We start from the raw sequence: 17,210 nt of genomic DNA, 5'->3' as shown, positions 1-17,210 counted from the left end.
ATAACCAGCGGCGGTAGCCTCATGAATAAGGCAGAGAAAAGCGATCAATTTGACCTGGAAGCGCTGCGCAAGCAGATTTCAGACATCAACCGACCCAGCGAAGACGCGAATGAAGAGGCCCAGTCGGAGCCGATCAATAGCTATGCCCGTCAGATCGCTGAGCAATTCAGCGGTGGAAACCGTTCGCCTGCCATCATCATCGGTCAGTTCCGCCTGTTCGAATTTGCTTCGCAGTTTCTGATCGGGCTGCTTGTATTCCTTCTCTGGCCGAGCAATGAGGCGGAGACTCTTTTAGGCCGCTCCATCGCGGCCGCGATTGTTGCGGCTCTTCTCGTCTGTGGACTCCAGATCGCCGATACCTACTCGATCCCCGCCTTGCGCACGCGTCTACGCCTACTGCCACGCGTCTTTGCCGTGTGGGGTTCGGTCTTCGTGATCGTCACTGGTGCAAACGCACTCGCCGGCAATGTCAGTTCGCCAGAGGTGCCGGCCTACTTTGTCTGGTTCGTTATCGGCGCGATCTTCCTCCTCGCCTCTCGCTTCCTGATGGCTTATGGCATCCGCAACTGGTCGCGTAACGGTATCATGGAGCGCCGCGCAGTGATCGTGGGCGGCGGAGTTCCGGCCAAGGAACTGATCCGAGTCCTCGAACAGCAACCCGACAACGATATCCGGATCTGCGGCATCTTCGATGATCGCGGCGAGAAGCGCTCGCCGATCATGGTCGCAGGCTATCCGAAGCTCGGAACGGTCGCCGAACTGGTCGAGTTTGTTCGCATCACGCGCGTCGACATGCTGATCATATCGCTTCCGCTCAGCGCCGAGGCGCGCATTTTGCAGTTGCTGAAGAAGCTCTGGGTTCTGCCGGTCGACATTCGCCTTGCCGCTCACGCAAATCGCCTGCGTTTTCGTCCGCGCGCCTATTCGCGCATTGGGGCGGTCCCGATGCTCGATATCTTCAACAAGCCGATCCGGGATTGGGACTCGGTCGCCAAGCGCTGCTTTGACATCTTCTTTACGCTTCTTGCACTCGCGCTTTTGTGGCCGATCATGCTAGCAACAGCGATCGCCATCAAGCTGACCTCGAAGGGCCCGGTCTTCTTCATGCAGAACCGGCATGGCTTCAACAACGAGATCATCCGGATCTTCAAGTTCCGTTCGATGTATGCGGACAAGGGCGATCCCACCGGTCGTGCCGCCGTCACCAAGGGTGATCCGCGCGTCACACCTGTCGGACGCTTCATTCGCAAGAGTTCGATCGACGAGTTGCCGCAGTTGTTCAACGTGCTGAAAGGCGACATCTCCTTGGTTGGGCCACGTCCGCACGCCATTCTGGCCCAGGCGCGAGACCGCCTCTTCGGCGACGTCGTGGAAGGCTATTTCGCGCGCCATCGCGTGAAGCCCGGAGTGACCGGCTGGGCACAGATCAATGGCTGGCGCGGAGAGGTCGATCACGACGACAAGATCAAGTTCCGGACGGCCTACGACCTCTATTACATCGAGAACTGGTCGCTCTGGTTCGATCTGAAAATCTTGTTCCTCACGCCCTTCCGGTTGTTCAATACGGAAAACGCCTATTGAGCGCGATCGAGGCAACACCTCTGCGCGTTGCCCAGCCGCAACGAGCCGCGTTGCGGCTGCTTGGTTCGGCGATGGTCGCCTCTGGCGTCTTCCTCTCCGGCTTCGTCATCGACGAACCCGCACCCTACGAGCTGTGGATGGCCGCCCTTCTCGCCATCTGGTTCATCCTGGGTCTTAGGATTTCGCGTTTCACGGCGCCACTTCTCGTATTGCTGCTTGCCTTCAACGTTGGCGGGATGCTTTCGCTGACGCAAATGAAGGATCTCGGGACTGGGCCGATGTATGTCGCGGTCTCGACCTTCCTCGCGCTCACAGCGATCTTCTACGCAGCGATTATCGAGGATAGCCATCGGCGCCTGCCGCTCATTTTCAATGCCTGGGCGTTCGCCGCCGTTATAACCTCTCTGCTCGGAATCCTCGGCTACTTTCACGCCTTCCCCGGCGCCGAGGTCTTCACGCTCTACGATCGCGCCAAGGGTGCGTTCCAGGATCCCAACGTATTCGGCCCATTCCTGGTCCCGCCGTCCCTCTACCTCGTCCACGGCATTCTTGTCGGCAATTTGAGGACGTCTCCGATCAAGGCCTTTGCGTTGTTGATCCTGGCACTTGGCGTATTCCTGTCTTTCTCGCGTGCGGCCTGGGGTCTCTTTCTTCTCGGCATTGTCCTTCTGGTCTTCTGCATGTTGCTCAAGGAACGCACCGGCGCGTTTCGCCTGCGGATCCTTATCCTGTCGCTTGCCGCGATCATGCTGTTGGTCGGGTCACTCGTCGTTGCATTGCAGTTCCCGAAGGTCAGCGCGCTCTTTTCAGCCCGCGCACAACTCGTGCAGCAGTATGATGGCGAACACCTCGGTCGGTTTGACCGGCACCGCATTGGCTTCACGATGATGATGGAGCGACCGCTTGGAATCGGTCCGCTGGTCTTTGGCACAATGTTTCCGGAAGACGAGCACAATGTCTGGCTGAAATCGCTGACGAGCTACGGTTGGCTCGGCTTTCTCAGCTATGTCACAATGCTTTGCTGGACAATCTATCTCGGGTTCAGGAATCTCCTCAAGGATCGCCCGTGGCAGCCCTATCTGATGATTGCATGGATCGGAGTACTAGGGCACGCCGCAATCGGCAACGTCATCGACATCGACCACTGGCGGCATGTCTACCTGCTTTTCGGCGTCGTCTGGGGCTGCGCTGCGCTCGAACAGCGCTATAGACGCAGTCTTACGGCGCGTCGGTCTTGCGAACGAGCGCCGGCGCGCTAGTCTTTGATTCATGATCACAGCCACACAAATGCGCGGCGCCCGCGCCATGACCGGAATGAGCATAGAGCAACTGGCAGCCGCATCCGGGCTGCCCGCTGCCACCATCGAAACAATGGAGCGCGACGAGCAGGACGGCGAGCCGCACGCGTTGCTCGCGGTCAAGCAAGCGCTTGAAGCGGCGGGCATCATCTTCATCGCAAGCGGCAATCACGATGAGGGCGGGCCGGGGGTGAGATTGCGGGCCCGCACAGGGGTCGATGAAGGCATCCGCCCGGAAAACCTCAATGCAGCGAACGACGATTGATCCGCCGCCGCTCTTAGAGACTCGAGATTACAAATAGGCCTTTGCGAGTGCCGCGAGCTTGTCCTGATCTCTGACGCCCTGTCGGTAGAGCTGTATCAGGAGCGCGCCTATGGTTTCGGCGGCCGAGGTGTTTCGTGCAAGACCACGGTCCGTGCAGACATCATCAAGTACCTCCGACAGACGATCGAGATCGTCAGAGAAAAGCGGTAGGTCACGCGGAAGAACTGGGGATTTGAGCATGATGTCAAAGGACCCATCGGGGCTACAAACACCGGAAGACATCATCACCGGCCGCCCATCCAGAGCCGGGATCGCGGTCACTATGCTCCCGAGCCGGCCATTTATCAACTCAACATTTCCCGCAGAAACATTTATGTGAACGCACCTGCCGAGCCCGCTTGACGCGCAAATCCGGCCTCAGTTTTTCAACCGCTCGGAGACGCGCTGCGATTGGAGCGAGCCCTCAATGATGATCCTTGCACTAACCTTCACAACGTAGGCCTCGGCCAGCTCGGTCAGCGCCAGCGCAACTTCGTACTCGGGCCACCCCAATGATATCGCCTTCTCGATCAGAGCTCCAAAGGGCTCAGATAAAGATTCCCGACATGTTTCACTGGTCTTCCCGTCCGCCATGCGTCGTCCACCAACAATTGCATGGCATATATTGCACACTTCTAATAATTATTCGAGTTATCGAGGCAAGCTTTGAAGAGCTCCATTTCCGCCAGCCTCACCAATCGACCACGAGCAGCGGAAATACTCGAGAACCAGCGCGCTCTCGCACCGCAACACATTGGTTTTCGACAATGTAACGATGATTACCTCCGGGCTTCTGGGGGTGCCGAAGGTTGATTTGTAAATGGTCGGGGCGACTGGACTCGAACCAGCGACCCCTTGACCCCCAGTCAAGTGCGCTACCGGGCTGCGCTACGCCCCGACCTGCCGAAACGGCCTGATCCTGTTAGTCTTTTGGGATTCCACACGCAAGAGGAAAATCGCCGGCGGTGAATAAAAAGGAATGAAGCGCGAGAAGAAGCGTGCTTCGACAATAGAAAGTCCTAGGGGATCCGACGGGCGGTTCGCTTGCGTTCTCATCGAAAGTCAACAACGCCGACTGGGCCGGTCGTAACGTGGCAGGCGCCCAGCGGCGCTGCCTCCTAGTAGTTTTCACAAAGCCATTCAGCCAACGGAAACTTTACCAGCAGATGCAGAGGCTGTCCTCGGCTTGGGATCGCCTGATGAATTCGTTTCAGCGTGAACGGCTCGCTATCGCTGTGCGATGGATCCTACTTGCCCTCCATCGCCTCCCATCGTTTTTCCTTCTGCGTCTTTGGCTTCAGCTTCTTGTAGGTCCTATCGACAAAACGAAGGAACCTCGTCACATGCATCAGCCTGTCAACGATTGAGCTCAAATTCACGAGACGCTCCCCCAACACCTCGTTTGCCGTGAAAGCAATCTCGGTCGGAGAGTATTCCGGAAAGTGTGCGGAAAGCTCGGCATAAGGATTGGTCCGCTCGCGGCCAAGAATGTCGATCTTCCCGCGGCGATACATTAGTCGCAGGACCACTTGTTCGAACGTCCAGTCATGAACGTCAAAAACCTGATAGCGCTCGCTTCGCTTGGACGAGAAGCCCGCCAGGGTGACCCTTACTCCCAATTGGAGGTTGGCGAGCCAAAAGCACAACGCAAATCCGCTGGTCGGCAGACTTGTGGGTGGATAAAACGGAGCGAACACATCCGTCAGATCCAGATGCCTGACCTTCACATCACCAAATGCGGAAGCTGGGCTAGGCCTTTCGCTGCCACCGATAGTCAGATTGATGATCCCGAGGAAGCTGCTTTTATCAAAATACGGGAGAACCTTGGACACCTTGCCGCTTTTGACAAGGTTGGCTCCCTGTGCTCCGCTTCGCGACACCAGAACGGCAGCGCGCCTAAAGGGTTCGCTCAGGACCTTGTAGACCTTGTTGAAGAAGACAAAGAGCGTGGTCTCAGGAAAGCGCGACGTCAGCTCATCAATATCGACCTCGTCGCTGTTTGCGACCAAGACGATATCGCTGTAGCCGATAAAAAATGATCTCCAGTCCTCCGAGTTGATTTCCGCTGCAGGAGTGGCGTTCATCGCTTCTAGATCGCTGGTATCAGATCTGCTCATCGTCCAAACCGTGTTTATGTTGTCGCCCTAAAGGAACGCGTGCACGACAGTTGCGCGATCGCCGTTCCCACTTCTTCGCCTGTCCTAGTTTTCACCAGCCGCACCGGCATCCAACGAAGACGCCAAAAGGCACCGTTTCACTACACCGCTCGTCCCTATAACGGTGCCTCGGGCGATACGGAAGCCCACAAGCAGGCTACTCGTGCCGATCCAACGAACTTAGCTTGACGAAAACGCCGAGATTCAAGCATCACACCGGAGCGAACTGAGGATCGATCGCGAGCGCCTTGTCGAGCCACTTCTGGGCATACTCGACATCCTGCCAGTTCTTGAACCAAGGGCCGCCGTTGGTATAGTGAACACCCTTGGGATAGCCGGCGGACGGCTTCGAGCTCCAGCCTTCCAGCCAGTTCCACTCTTCCGGAATCTCCCCGATCTCGCTGTCATCTGCCCATTGAAGGCGGTGAAGAAACGCACCGGTTTCCGCATTGACGCGTTCCGGCGTCAATTTGCGGGTGGAGGGATGGCCGCAATTGAAGAGCATGAACGAGGACCAGTTCTTCCGCGGATAGGTTGTCTGGACCTTTCCATCCATCTTCACGCTTTCCTTCGGCGTGTAATCATGATGGACGCAGGCAACGGCATGGTCTTCATTGCGATACTGCAGTAGGTCAGCGACGTCGCCAAAGAACAGGAAGTCGCAATCGCAAAACAAGGCCCAGCCTTTGTAATCGGCAAGCCATGGCGTAAAGAACCGGGAATAGGTGAATTCCGTCGATGCCAGTGGATCGACCGCGCGAGTGTAGACGCCACGATCGATCAAGTCTTGTAGCTTGATCGGATGCACATCAACCTCGATCGAGGCATGTTCAAGCAGCGATTTCTTCGCGACTTCGTAGGCGATATCTTCGCGTGAATCCCAACCGATATAGACCGAAAGTTCTGCCATACGCACTCCCCTTTTCTTCAGTAATCAGCGGCCGATGGAACACTCGGCGCTGTTCTTGTCAGCGCCGATTACTGCTAGCCGCGCATCGAAACGATGATGCCCTGGGGCGCATTGAATGCCCCGACTGTTTTTTACGGTCGAGCGTGAGAAACGCTTCTCCAAGCTCAAGTCCAATTTGAGCAAATGTGAATAACAAATGTAAACAACAAAACTCACCTTAAACGACAAAAAATGTGGACACTTCGCGATCTACGCGCGCCTCGAGTGGGTATCCGGCAATTTGGAGGGGATCGACGCAGCAGTCCACAGGGCATGCGAAACTGATCCATGCGCCGAAGCCCGTCCCGCCCCAGCCTCCGGGGATTGTTGCGAACGACCTCGGCATCTTCTAAGAGCGCCATGGCGAACAGTCAGCAGCACAATGTGGGCTCGGCTTTTCGGGCAAACCTGGGATGACCGAGCCGACGTATCCTGTGCGATATAGCAGTCCCGTGGCGCGCGTCAGTTGCCAAGGCCGCTTGCTTTGTGTCTGGTCATTATAGACCAATCAAAGGCGAATCGTTGCTAAGATAGGGAAAGCTGACCATGAAAACCCTGCAAGCAATAGCAATTATGGTTCTGAGTTCGGCATGTATAGGTGCAGCGCAGCCGCCAACGACGACCGGCGATTTTGGCGCCCAGACGTTGGCGCTCATCAATTCTTACAGGGCGAGCCGCGGCCTATCTCCGCTGGCCGCAAATGGCACTTTGAAAGCATTGGCCCGACAACATAGCCAATATCAAGCAGTCCGAAGAGCCATCAGCCACGATGGCTTCCGCCAAAGATCAGCGCAAGCAAGGGCTGCAGGCCTCAGTGTGGTGTGCTCGGAAAACGTCGGTGTTGGATATATGACGCCGCAGCAGCTTTTTTCCGGATGGAGGAACTCCCCAGGTCATAACACGAACCTGCTTCGACCCAACCTGCGGTATGCAGGAGTATCCGTAGTCGGAGGCTACTCGACTTTCTTCGCTTGCAGATAGCGTCCCATAGATTTTGACTGAACCTCCGAATCGCGGGAACCTGCAGCCGTCGGCATCCGGATCGAAAATGCTTGCTCGTCCAGCCCTCCCCGAATAAGAAACCTGCGAAACACGAGCGTTGGATAAGAACATGCAGATCGAGATCCCCTGCCCGAAATGCAGGAACACCCGAATGAAATTCGAGCGGCCGGAGCCCGTCGACACCGATATCCTTGTCTGCTTCACCTGCGGGCATAAACTCGGGACACTGGGTTCGGTGAAGGCAAAGATGCTTGCCGCTTTTGAGCGCATGAAGAAGCAGGCGCAGCAACAGCGCAAGCACTAGCAGTGGCTATTTGACCAACGCAACGCGGCCGTCGGGGCCGGTGTCGACACGCCAGCCCCGGTAGTCGGGAATTGAAAAATGCGGCGTTACGAACGGCGTCGTATGCGTTTCGGTAATCACCGTCACATCCGCGCCCGCCGCTTCGCCAGCGAGAATTCCGGCAACGGCATCCTCGAATACCAGGCATTTCGCCGGATCGACGCCGAGGCGCTTTGCGCCCAGCAGGTAGCACTCCGGGCTCGGTTTGCCGGCCGCCACTTCTTCACCGCTCACCATCGCCACCGGTATCGGAATGCTCGCCGCCGCCATGCGCCGTCGGGCGAGTTCGATCGGTGCCGAGGTGACGATCGCCCATTTTTCCGGCGGAATGCTGTTCAGGAAATCGATCGCGCCGGGAATCTCGATGATGCCCCCAACGTCCTCCATCTCCTCCTTCAGCAATTGCCTTGCCTCGTACTCCGGATCGACGCCCGGCAGCGCCAGCTGGCGAATGACGTCAGATGCGCGAATGCCGTGGATCGTCTTGAGAAAAACCTCCGGTTCGAATCCATGCCGTATTGCCCATTCGCTCCAGACCCGTTCGACCACCGCAATCGAGTTCAACAGCGTACCGTCCATGTCGAACAGGAAGGCGTCGTAGTATTTGCCCGGAACGAAATGAGACGCGGTCACGAAGGTTTCCTTGGTACTGACTGAAATCGAACTCGGTGCCGACGTATAGACACCCTACAGCGCCTGCGCATCCGCCGAGCTGGCGACGCTTCACTCACCAAGCCGTTGCGCCGCGCCGGCAAACAGGGTCAACGAACTTGATCCAATAAGCGCTTGCATTCGAGGAGATCGTAGAGCGCTTCCTGTAGCAAAGCCCGATCCTCCTTGCCGACGCTTGACTTACCGATCGAGATCTCGGGGGATTCTTCATCACTACCCCCGAAATTGAAAAAGCGCCGTGTGATCGGCGGCTTGGCGCGGCCGACGACCTGGTCCTCGTCGGATATTCCGACCCGCGGTTCGGCGGAATCGGCGCCATCCTGCTGACCGCCTGTCAGCGCCTGCACGCTGGCGAGATCGCCATGTCCGATCGAGATAACGAACTTGTTGCCATTGGTCTTCAGAAGCTTCTGCACGCCCTTGATCGTGTAGCCGTGATCATAGAGCAGGTGGCGAATGCCCTTCAGGAGATCGATATCCTCGGGCCTGTAATAGCGGCGACCGCCGCCGCGCTTCATCGGTTTGATCTGAGGAAACCGCGTTTCCCAGAAGCGCAAGACATGCTGTGGAAGGTCTAAGTCGTCCGCCACCTCACTGATGGTGCGGAACGCATCGGGGCTCTTATCCAACATCCTTACTCCCTACGCGGTCTCGGGGTGCGCCGCGCGTCTGTTCGGCTGGTGAGGCGCAGCTGTGTCTCACGAACGTCAGAACCGAGCCGCGACTCATCATATTTCAACGGTTTGACGCCGCGAATTCAAGTCACGTCTTGAATACCGCACCGATCGTTCAGGGAGGATTGCAGATTGTTGTCGCCGAGCGAAAGGAGAATTGCCTCTCTTTAGCCCGATCAGGAAGCCGGATTCGCGGCCTTCTGCTTGGTTTTGCGCAGAGTATGCGCCTTGAGAATCCGCGTTTTCAAGACATTGGACGCCTTGAAAGTCATGACGCGGCGGGGAGAAATCGGCACTTCCTCGCCGGTCTTAGGATTGCGACCAATCCGCTCATTCTTGTCGCGCACCTGGAAGGTTGCAAAAGACGAGAGCTTGACGGTTTCGCCGCGAACAATCGCGTTACAAATCTCGTCGATGACAGTTTCTACGAGCTCGGCAGATTCGGTTCTCGAAAGACCGACCTTGCGAAAAACCGATTCCGCCAGGTCTGCTCGCGTCACTGTCTTTCCGGTCATGGTTTCCCCGCCCATTTGCCAATTATATTATGAAAGCGAACAAAGAGTATTTGTCTTGCGCCTCACGGTCAAGCTCTTGTTCGTCGGTAGTTTTTTGGATTTTCGCGTTACCAGCGCAGGAGCGCTGCACCCCAGGTGAAGCCGCCACCCATCGCTTCGAGCATCACCAGATCGCCTTCCTTGATCCGGCCATCGCCGGCTGCCGTGGCCAGCGCGAGCGGAATCGAGGCCGCAGACGTGTTGCCGTGAAGATCAACCGTAATGACTACTTTCTCGGGCGCGATATGCAACTTCTTGGCGGAGCCGTCGATGATACGGCGATTGGCCTGGTGCGGAACGAGCCAGTCGAGATCGTCGGCCGTCGTCCCGGTCGCATCGAAGGCGGCCTGAATGACGTCGGTGATCATGCCGACCGCATATTTGAAGACTTCGCGGCCTTCCATGCGCAGCTTGCCCACAGTACCTGTCGTCGAGGGGCCGCCATCCACGTAGAGCTTTTCCTTGTGGGAGCCGTCGGAGCGGAGATGCGCCGTCAGCACTCCACGATCCGCAGTCGTGCCCTCGCCTTCCGCTGCCTCGAGCACGATCGCGCCGGCGCCGTCACCAAAGAGGACGCAGGTCGTCCGATCGTTCCAGTCGAGAATGCGCGAGAAGGTCTCGGCACCGATCACCAGCACGCGCTTGGCGAGGCCACCGCGGATATAGGCATCGGCCGTCGTCACGGCATAGACGAAACCCGTGCAAACGGCCTGGACGTCGAACGCAAAGCCATGGTGCATGCCCAGGCGGTTCTGAATGTTGACGGCGGTCGCCGGGAACGTGTTATCCGGCGTCGAGGTGGCACAGATGATGACATCGATGTCGGCTGCCGTCAGACCGGCTCTGTCGAGCGCCGCGCGCGCCGCAGCCTCACCGAGCGACGACGTCGTCTCCCCCTCACCGGCGATGTAGCGCTGGCGGATGCCCGTACGCTGGACAATCCATTCGTCTGATGTGTCCACGACATCTTCCATGTCGCGATTGGTCATAACGCGTCTCGGAAGTGCGGCTCCGAACCCGCGAACAACTGAACGGATCATATTGCATAAACCCCGTCGCTCATGCGGCTTCCGGCCCGATCGGGGGCAGCCGCTTGGCATGATACTTTTGAAGATCGTTTTCTATTTTCTGATTGAGGCCATTCTTGGCCATGTCGTAGCCGACCTCGATGGCAGCAGCGATGCCTTCGGCGTTGGCGCCACCGTGGCTCTTGATGACGACACCGTTGAGGCCAAGGAAGACGCCGCCGTTCACACGGCTCGGATCCATCTTTTCGCGCAACATGTCGAATGCGCCCTTGGCGAAGAAGTAGCCGATCTTGGCAAGCAGCGTGCGCGACATTGCGGCGCGCAGATATTCGCCGATCTGGCGCGCCGTTCCTTCGGCAGCCTTCAAAGCGATATTGCCGGAGAAGCCTTCGGTAACGACAACGTCGACGGTCCCCTTGCCGAGATCGTTTCCTTCAACGAAGCCATAGTACTCGAGCGAGTCGACGTTTGCCTCGCGGAGCAGGCGACCTGCTTCCTTCACTTCTTCCTGGCCCTTGATCTCTTCGACACCGACGTTCAGCAAGCCGATCGTCGGACGTTCGATCTCGAACAGCGCACGGGCCATTGCCCCGCCCATGAGGGCAAAATCCAACAGCTGCTGCGAATCCGCGCCGATCGTCGCGCCGACATCAAGCACGATGCTCTCGCCCTTCAGCGTCGGCCAGATCGCAGCGATCGCCGGGCGCTCGATGTTGGCCATCGTACGCAAACAGAACTTGGCCATCGCCATCAGGGCGCCGGTATTACCGGCAGACACGGCAACGTCGGCTTCCTTCGTCTTCACCGCCTCGATCGTCCGCCACATGGTGGAAACATAGCGACCACGGCGAAGCGCTTGGCTCGGCTTCTCGTCCATTCGGACGGCCAGTTCGCAATCGTGGAAAACGGTCTTTTCCCTAAGCTTCGGAAACCTGTCGAGAACCGGCTCGCACTGTTCCTTCAAACCATACATCACGAATGAAATATCGGGATGTCTTTCCAGTGCCTTAGCGGCGCCGGGGATGACAACCTGGGGACCATAGTCGCCACCCATGAGGTCGATAGAAATTCTGATCACGCGTCCCTGATCCTTATTTTTCGCCTCCGGCGGGCGAAATTTCGGCCAAAATACCGGTTTTCCCGTCGCTTACAACTGAATTGTGTCAAATCCCCAACGGGGTTCAGTCCTTTTTCCAATCCTTCAGCACGGCGAAGGCGGACGGCTTTTTATCGCTTTCCCCGGTGTCTTCTATGTGACCAGCGAACTCAACGCCTGGCTTGCGCGGATAAGGATCGATCGCAAGAGCCGCAAATTCCGTCACCACCTCACCTACATCGATCGTATCGCCGGTAAAACTCTCGGGAAGGTCCGGACCATCAGGGTCGAGTACCATTTCACCTGCATCATTGGCCGGTCGACGCGCGAGCTTCGAATTCTCGGGCACGAAGATCTGCTCGAAAGTCTCGTCGATTGCAGAAGGGACAGGCTCAAGGGTGACGACGCAGGATTGAACAATATTCGCCTGAACCCTGCCTTTCATGCGGATGCCGTCGCGCTTCCACCGCGCGATCTGGAGTTCTGCCTTGAGGCTGTCCACGGAAAGGACATTCCAGCTCTTGGCAAGATCCTCCAACTCCTGTTTGTCCGCCTCCAGGCGCACCTCGACAGGATTGACCGATATATGACCGACGTTTACCAGATAGGAGAACGGCACATCATCTCTCTTGTTCTTCATCGTCTTTTCCTCAGGCAACCTTCGGGAGCGTCGCGGAGCCTGTCGCGATGACGTCTTCCGACTGAGACGAAAGATTGTCCTCGGCAGCAAACATCCAGTCTGCGAGGCCGCGCATATCAACTGGCTCATCCGCCTGGGGGTGAATGTTCCGGACAAGTGCTGCAGCAAGCCCTTCGGTGTCCCTGATGTCCATCGCCTTGGAGTAGGCCTCCAGGCGGCCATAGAACATGCCGGCCAGTTTCTTCATGCGTTTCGGCACGCTGTTGTCACCAATCCCCAGCTCACGGATGGAGTAATCGATATCCTCGAAGAAAGCGTCGACGATTTCCTGCGCGATCTCCTGACCACTGGTCCCCGACGTTCGCGTGCGCCGGAAGAAGAGGATCATCACCGCCGAGAGCATTTCGAAACGCCCCATGACCGTATCCGGGACGTTCAAGCGCTCATAGAGTGCCGGCATCCGCGCGGCCGACGTCAATGCCTGATATTGCCGATCTACGATTGCCTGGTTGTTGTTTTTCTTGCCAAAGAGCCCGAAGATCATCGTTTTTTCCGGAAAGGCCTCATTCTTGGCGCCAAGCGGCGTCCGGCCTTGTTGCATGATTTCGAAAGCTGGTTTACCGAAGCAGGCGCGAATTGCAATGCCGAAGGTGGCCACTTTCGGGACAGCACCCATCTGTCCGCATGAGCCAACGGGACGTCCCACCCCGGAATGGCCACAATGGTTTTGCATCAGCGATCTGAGGCCAGTGGCTGCCATTCATAATTTTAGGGAGTAGATGTCGTTGACGAAACGGTATTTCAAGTCTGACAAAAAATTCCTCAGCAATGCCGCCATTGCCATCATGATCGCCTCTGCCGGACTCTCAGGCTGCCAGTCACAGACCGTCCTGAACGGTGGATATGTTGCCGACGAGCAGTCCCTCAATCTCGTACCGGAAGGATCGAGCCGCGAGCAGGTTCTCCTATCCCTCGGCACTCCGTCCACAACGGCGACGTTCGACACCGAGGTCTTCTACTACATTTCGCAGCGCCGCGAACGATCCATGGCCTTCCAGAAGCTGAAAGTCGTCGACCAGAGCGTTCTGGCGATCTATTTCGACAAGGATGGCATCGTTACACGCCGCGCGAACTACACGCTCAAGGATGGCAAGGTATTCGATACGATTAACCGCGTTACCCCGACGGGCGGCAAGGACTTCACCTTCCTGCAGCAACTCCTGTCGGGCGGCAGTGCCGCGAACGCTGCCAAGGGCCTCTTCGGTGGCGGCACCTCACAGCCGGCCTCGCCGCAGAACCCGGCCAGCTTGCGCTAGCGGCGTCAGAACTCTCAAAGAAAAACCCGCCGGATCGCTCCGGCGGGTTTTTTAGTGTTCGTGGTTAGCCTTAGGCCAGAACCGCAAGAAGCAGAAGTGCCACGATGTTGGTGATCTTGATCGCCGGGTTGACGGCCGGACCGGCTGTATCCTTGTAGGGGTCGCCGACTGTGTCGCCGGTGACCGAGGCCTTGTGAGCGTCGGATCCCTTCATGTGGCGAACACCGTCCTTGTCGACGAAGCCGTCCTCAAAGGATTTCTTGGCATTATCCCACGCACCACCGCCCGAGGTCATCGAGATCGCAACGAACAGGCCGTTGATGATTACGCCGAGCAGCGATGCGCCCAATGCCGCAAAGGCTGAGGCTTTCGAGCCGGATATGATCAATACGCCGAAGTAGACGACGATCGGCGCCAGCACCGGCAGGAGCGATGGAATGACCATCTCGCGGATGGCAGCCTTCGTCAGCAGGTCTACGGCCCGGCCGTAGTCAGGACGCTCCGTCCCAGCCATGATGCCCGGCTTTTCGCGGAACTGCCGGCGCACTTCCTCTACGATCGATCCGGCCGCGCGCCCGACAGCAGTCATCGCGATACCGCCGAAGAGATACGGGATCAATCCACCGAACAGCAGGCCGGCGACGACGTACGGATTCGACAGCTCGAACGAGATCGTGCCGATATTGGCGAAGTACGGATACTGGTCGCCATGCGCCGCAAAGTACTGCAGGTCATTCGAATAGGCGGCAAACAGCACCAGCGCGCCGAGACCGGCGGAACCGATCGCATAGCCCTTGGTTACTGCCTTCGTCGTGTTGCCGACCGCATCAAGCGCGTCGGTCGACTTGCGCACCTCAGGCGGCAGATGCGACATCTCGGCGATACCGCCGGCGTTGTCCGTGACCGGTCCAAAGGCGTCGAGGGCGACGATCATGCCTGCGAGACCGAGCATTGCGGTTACCGCGATGCCGGTTCCGAAGAGACCGCCGAGCTGATAGGTCGCCAGAATGCCGCCCACAATGACGATCGCGGGCAGCGCCGTCGATTCCAGCGAGACCGCAAGGCCCTGGATGACGTTCGTGCCGTGGCCCGTCACCGATGCCTGAGCAATCGAATTGACCGGACGCTTGTTAGTGCCGGTGTAGTACTCGGTGATGACGACGATCAATGCCGTGACGACAAGACCGACCAGTCCGCAGACGAACAGATTGGTTCCGGTGACCTCTGCGCCGCCGACAGTGCCGACAGGCCCCCAGCCGATCGTCAGCGACGTGGCAGCACCCAGCCCGATGATCGACAGCAGGCCGGTGACGATGAGGCCCTTGTAGAGAGCGCCCATGATCGAGCCGTTGCTGCCAAGCTTGACGAAGAACGTGCCGATGATCGAGGTGATGATGCACGCGCCACAGATTGCGAGCGGATACAGCATCGCCGATTGAAGAAGGGGTGCGCCGGCGAAGAAGATCGCAGCGAGAACCATCGTCGCGACGACAGACACGGCATAGGTTTCGAAAAGGTCGGCCGCCATGCCGGCGCAATCGCCGACGTTATCACCGACGTTATCGGCAATCGTAGCGGGGTTGCGCGGATCATCTTCGGGAATGCCTGCTTCCACCTTGCCGACAAGGTCACCGCCGACGTCTGCGCCCTTGGTGAAGATACCACCGCCGAGACGGGCAAAGATCGAAATCAGCGACGCACCGAAACCAAGCGCGACCAGTGAATCGATGACTTCTCGAGAGCTGCCTTCGTGCCCAAGCACGACAGTCAGAACATAGTAGTAGATGGACACGCCAAGAAGGGCGAGGCCGGCCACCAGAAGCCCGGTGATGGCACCCGACTTGAATGCGATCTCAAGTCCCGCAGACAGGCTCTGGGACGCGGCCTGAGCCGTGCGAACGTTGGCGCGCACCGAGACGTGCATGCCGATGAAGCCTGCGGCGCCGGACAGAACCGCGCCGATGAGGAAACCGATTGCAGCCGTGCCGGAGAGCAGCAGCCAGGCTGCAATGAAAACAACGATGCCGACGATTGCGATTGTCTTGTATTGGCGCGTCAGGTAGGCCTGCGCACCTTCACGAATATAGCCTGCAATTTCCTGCATGCGTTTGTTGCCCTGATCGGCGGCAAGCACCGACCGGGTTGCCCAGATGGCATAGACCACCGAGAGCAGACCGCACGCTATTACCCATAAAAGAATGCTCATTTCGCTCTTTCCTCCAAAAGAGCCGGAGCTCACTCCCTCTCCGGCTGCGAACACGCCGACTCGATTTCCTCCCACAGAAATGCTGCAACGTCGGCCGGAGATTGCGTGGAGGAAAACGGCGCGTCAAGCCCGCAAGGGCCAAAAGCCCTTGCAGCACAATGGGAACGGAGAATTTGGGGAGGTCGGGCCTGCCGGCCCGGCAGAACGCTACTTCTTGGCTTCGCCGCGGACCTGCTTTGCGATGCGGTCAAGTACGGCGTTGACGAGCTTGGGCTCATCGTCGCTGAAGAAGGCCTGAGCGATTTCGACGTATTCCGTCACGATGACCGCGACGGGAACATCCTTGCGATCCAGGATTTCAAAGACACCGGCACGCAGGATCGCGCGGACGGTGCTATCGAGGCGCGACAATGCCCAGTCGTCCTGCAGAGCGGACGCGATCATCGGATCGAGGCGACGCTGCTCTCGCACGACGCCGGAGACGATGGAGCGGAACCAGGAGGGGTCGGCCTTGAGATAGGTCTCGCCATCGAGTTCCTGGCCGAGGCGATGCGCCTCGTATTCGGCCACGATCTCCAGCACGCCGGTGCCACCAATATCCATCTGGTAGAGCGCCTGAACAGCAGCCAAGCGCGCAGCACCTCGCTGATTTGCAGTCTTGACCGGACGCTCCGAGTTCTCGTTGTTCATTCGTTATGCACCCAACTTCTTCTTCAGCTCGATCATTGTGAGAGCTGCACGGGCGGCAAATCCGCCCTTGTCCTTGTCCGAACGGCGGGCGCGAGCCCATGCCTGATCGTCATTCTCAACGGTCAGAATGCCATTGCCAATGGCAAGGGATTCGCTCACAGCGAGATCCATCAGAGCGCGCGAGGATTCATTCGACACAATATCGAAATGATAGGTCTCGCCGCGGATAACCATGCCAAGGGCGACATATCCGTCATACTGCGTGCCATCATTATCTGCTCCGTCGAGCGCCATGGCAATCGCCGGCGGAATTTCGAGAGCGCCGGGAACGGTGACGACCTCATAGGTGGCGCCGGCCTCCTTCAAGGCGAAGGTCGCGCCTTCAAGCAGGGCATCTGCCATGTCGTCGTAGAAGCGTGCTTCGACGATCAGAATGTGGGGAGCGGTTTCTCGCGCCATGCTTCACCTTCGCAGCTAGAGGACTTCGCCATTCGGCAGGCCGCGGTCAAAACATGCCGCGACCGGAATGGCAAGCAAATTCCGAACTTGTTTTAGATGCAAATCCGGAATCACGGCAAGGACACGGTAGACGATCGTCGCATCACCTTGTGCCGGCGGCGGCCCCGCGCCTCGAAGATGGCAAATGAAGGGCGATTGGCATGAACAATTTGTGACTAAATTCCAGATACTTGTTGGTTGAA

The 17,210-nt window shown here is 58.1% G+C and carries 20 protein-coding genes and 1 tRNA gene; 6 read left to right on the top strand and 15 right to left on the bottom strand.

Annotation, left to right across the window (positions count from 1 at the left end):
* Positions 1–21: 21 nt before the first annotated feature.
* Genes NBG89_RS05120 through NBG89_RS05110 form a run of 3 tightly spaced genes read left to right on the top strand, consistent with a single transcriptional unit; the run spans position 22 to position 3,144 of the window.
* Entirely contained in the window at positions 22–1,581 is a 1,560-nt protein-coding gene (locus tag NBG89_RS05120; RefSeq protein ID WP_431321988.1) for an undecaprenyl-phosphate glucose phosphotransferase, read from the top strand.
* Complete coding sequence (locus tag NBG89_RS05115) at positions 1,578–2,840, top strand: O-antigen ligase family protein (protein WP_431321987.1); 1,263 nt, start codon at positions 1,578–1,580, stop codon at positions 2,838–2,840. Before NBG89_RS05120 ends, NBG89_RS05115 begins: the two co-directional genes overlap by 4 nt.
* Positions 2,841–2,850: 10 nt before the next feature.
* Positions 2,851–3,144, top strand: a complete 294-nt coding sequence (locus tag NBG89_RS05110) for a helix-turn-helix domain-containing protein (RefSeq protein ID WP_088691756.1) — start codon at positions 2,851–2,853, stop codon at positions 3,142–3,144.
* Positions 3,145–3,171: 27 nt separating this feature from the next.
* Here NBG89_RS05110 and NBG89_RS05105 read toward each other — a convergent pair whose 3' ends face one another.
* The 5 genes from NBG89_RS05105 to NBG89_RS05085 all read right to left on the bottom strand — a co-directional run bounded on the left by NBG89_RS05105 (position 3,172) and on the right by NBG89_RS05085 (position 6,249).
* Entirely contained in the window at positions 3,172–3,384 is a 213-nt protein-coding gene (locus tag NBG89_RS05105; protein ID WP_431321986.1) for a hypothetical protein, read from the bottom strand.
* 177 nt (positions 3,385–3,561) lie between these two features.
* Complete coding sequence (locus NBG89_RS05100) at positions 3,562–3,777, bottom strand: hypothetical protein (protein WP_431321985.1); 216 nt, start codon at positions 3,775–3,777, stop codon at positions 3,562–3,564.
* A 227-nt stretch (positions 3,778–4,004) separates the two neighbouring features.
* Positions 4,005–4,081, bottom strand: a tRNA-Pro gene (locus NBG89_RS05095).
* A gap of 349 nt (positions 4,082–4,430) precedes the next feature.
* Positions 4,431–5,300 carry a 3-deoxy-manno-octulosonate cytidylyltransferase gene (locus NBG89_RS05090; protein WP_431321984.1) on the bottom strand — a complete coding sequence of 290 codons (870 nt, stop codon included), beginning with the start codon at positions 5,298–5,300 and terminating at the stop codon, positions 4,431–4,433.
* 250 nt (positions 5,301–5,550) lie between these two features.
* On the bottom strand, positions 5,551–6,249 hold the full coding sequence (locus NBG89_RS05085) for a glycosyltransferase (RefSeq protein ID WP_088691753.1): 699 nt from the start codon (positions 6,247–6,249) through the stop codon (positions 5,551–5,553).
* Between the two features lie 585 nt (positions 6,250–6,834).
* Here NBG89_RS05085 and NBG89_RS05080 point away from each other — a divergent pair.
* Entirely contained in the window at positions 6,835–7,269 is a 435-nt protein-coding gene (locus NBG89_RS05080) for a CAP domain-containing protein (RefSeq protein ID WP_431321983.1), read from the top strand.
* A 172-nt stretch (positions 7,270–7,441) separates the two neighbouring features.
* Complete coding sequence (locus NBG89_RS05075) at positions 7,442–7,594, top strand: hypothetical protein (protein ID WP_431321982.1); 153 nt, start codon at positions 7,442–7,444, stop codon at positions 7,592–7,594.
* Between the two features lie 6 nt (positions 7,595–7,600).
* Here the strand turns inward: NBG89_RS05075 and NBG89_RS05070 are convergent, their stop codons facing one another.
* The 7 genes from NBG89_RS05070 to NBG89_RS05040 all read right to left on the bottom strand — a co-directional run bounded on the left by NBG89_RS05070 (position 7,601) and on the right by NBG89_RS05040 (position 12,898).
* Positions 7,601–8,266, bottom strand: a complete 666-nt coding sequence (locus NBG89_RS05070) for an HAD family hydrolase (RefSeq protein WP_431321981.1) — start codon at positions 8,264–8,266, stop codon at positions 7,601–7,603.
* Between the two features lie 128 nt (positions 8,267–8,394).
* The gene (locus NBG89_RS05065; RefSeq protein WP_088691750.1) at positions 8,395–8,937 is read right to left on the bottom strand and encodes a MerR family transcriptional regulator; all 543 of its coding nucleotides are present in this window, start codon (positions 8,935–8,937) and stop codon (positions 8,395–8,397) included.
* Positions 8,938–9,155: 218 nt separating this feature from the next.
* Positions 9,156–9,494 (bottom strand): integration host factor subunit alpha, encoded by a 339-nt coding sequence (locus NBG89_RS05060; protein WP_007531489.1) that lies wholly within the window; start codon positions 9,492–9,494, stop codon positions 9,156–9,158.
* A gap of 107 nt (positions 9,495–9,601) precedes the next feature.
* Positions 9,602–10,573 carry a beta-ketoacyl-ACP synthase III gene (locus NBG89_RS05055; protein ID WP_431321980.1) on the bottom strand — a complete coding sequence of 324 codons (972 nt, stop codon included), beginning with the start codon at positions 10,571–10,573 and terminating at the stop codon, positions 9,602–9,604.
* Positions 10,574–10,592: 19 nt separating this feature from the next.
* The gene (gene plsX, locus NBG89_RS05050; RefSeq protein ID WP_431321979.1) at positions 10,593–11,639 is read right to left on the bottom strand and encodes a phosphate acyltransferase PlsX; all 1,047 of its coding nucleotides are present in this window, start codon (positions 11,637–11,639) and stop codon (positions 10,593–10,595) included.
* A gap of 103 nt (positions 11,640–11,742) precedes the next feature.
* Positions 11,743–12,297 carry a YceD family protein gene (locus NBG89_RS05045; protein WP_431321978.1) on the bottom strand — a complete coding sequence of 185 codons (555 nt, stop codon included), beginning with the start codon at positions 12,295–12,297 and terminating at the stop codon, positions 11,743–11,745.
* 10 nt (positions 12,298–12,307) lie between these two features.
* Positions 12,308–12,898 (bottom strand): ubiquinol-cytochrome C chaperone family protein, encoded by a 591-nt coding sequence (locus tag NBG89_RS05040; RefSeq protein WP_189637103.1) that lies wholly within the window; start codon positions 12,896–12,898, stop codon positions 12,308–12,310.
* A 178-nt stretch (positions 12,899–13,076) separates the two neighbouring features.
* Between NBG89_RS05040 and NBG89_RS05035 the strand changes: the two genes are divergently transcribed.
* The gene (locus NBG89_RS05035) at positions 13,077–13,613 is read left to right on the top strand and encodes an outer membrane protein assembly factor BamE (protein ID WP_431321977.1); all 537 of its coding nucleotides are present in this window, start codon (positions 13,077–13,079) and stop codon (positions 13,611–13,613) included.
* Between the two features lie 70 nt (positions 13,614–13,683).
* Here the strand turns inward: NBG89_RS05035 and NBG89_RS05030 are convergent, their stop codons facing one another.
* The 3 genes from NBG89_RS05030 to NBG89_RS05020 all read right to left on the bottom strand — a co-directional run bounded on the left by NBG89_RS05030 (position 13,684) and on the right by NBG89_RS05020 (position 16,968).
* Positions 13,684–15,819 (bottom strand): sodium-translocating pyrophosphatase, encoded by a 2,136-nt coding sequence (locus NBG89_RS05030; RefSeq protein WP_431321976.1) that lies wholly within the window; start codon positions 15,817–15,819, stop codon positions 13,684–13,686.
* Positions 15,820–16,026: 207 nt separating this feature from the next.
* A complete protein-coding gene (gene nusB / locus NBG89_RS05025; RefSeq protein ID WP_088691744.1) occupies positions 16,027–16,509 on the bottom strand; it encodes a transcription antitermination factor NusB in 483 nt (160 codons plus the stop codon).
* 3 nt (positions 16,510–16,512) lie between these two features.
* A complete protein-coding gene (locus tag NBG89_RS05020; protein ID WP_431321975.1) occupies positions 16,513–16,968 on the bottom strand; it encodes a 6,7-dimethyl-8-ribityllumazine synthase in 456 nt (151 codons plus the stop codon).
* Between the last annotated feature and the right edge of the window lie 242 nt (positions 16,969–17,210).

The sequence above is a fragment of the Rhizobium sp. YTU87027 genome (assembly GCF_050644135.1).
Lineage (GTDB): Bacteria > Pseudomonadota > Alphaproteobacteria > Rhizobiales > Rhizobiaceae > Rhizobium.
This window is presented reverse-complemented; position numbering and strand designations above follow the sequence as displayed.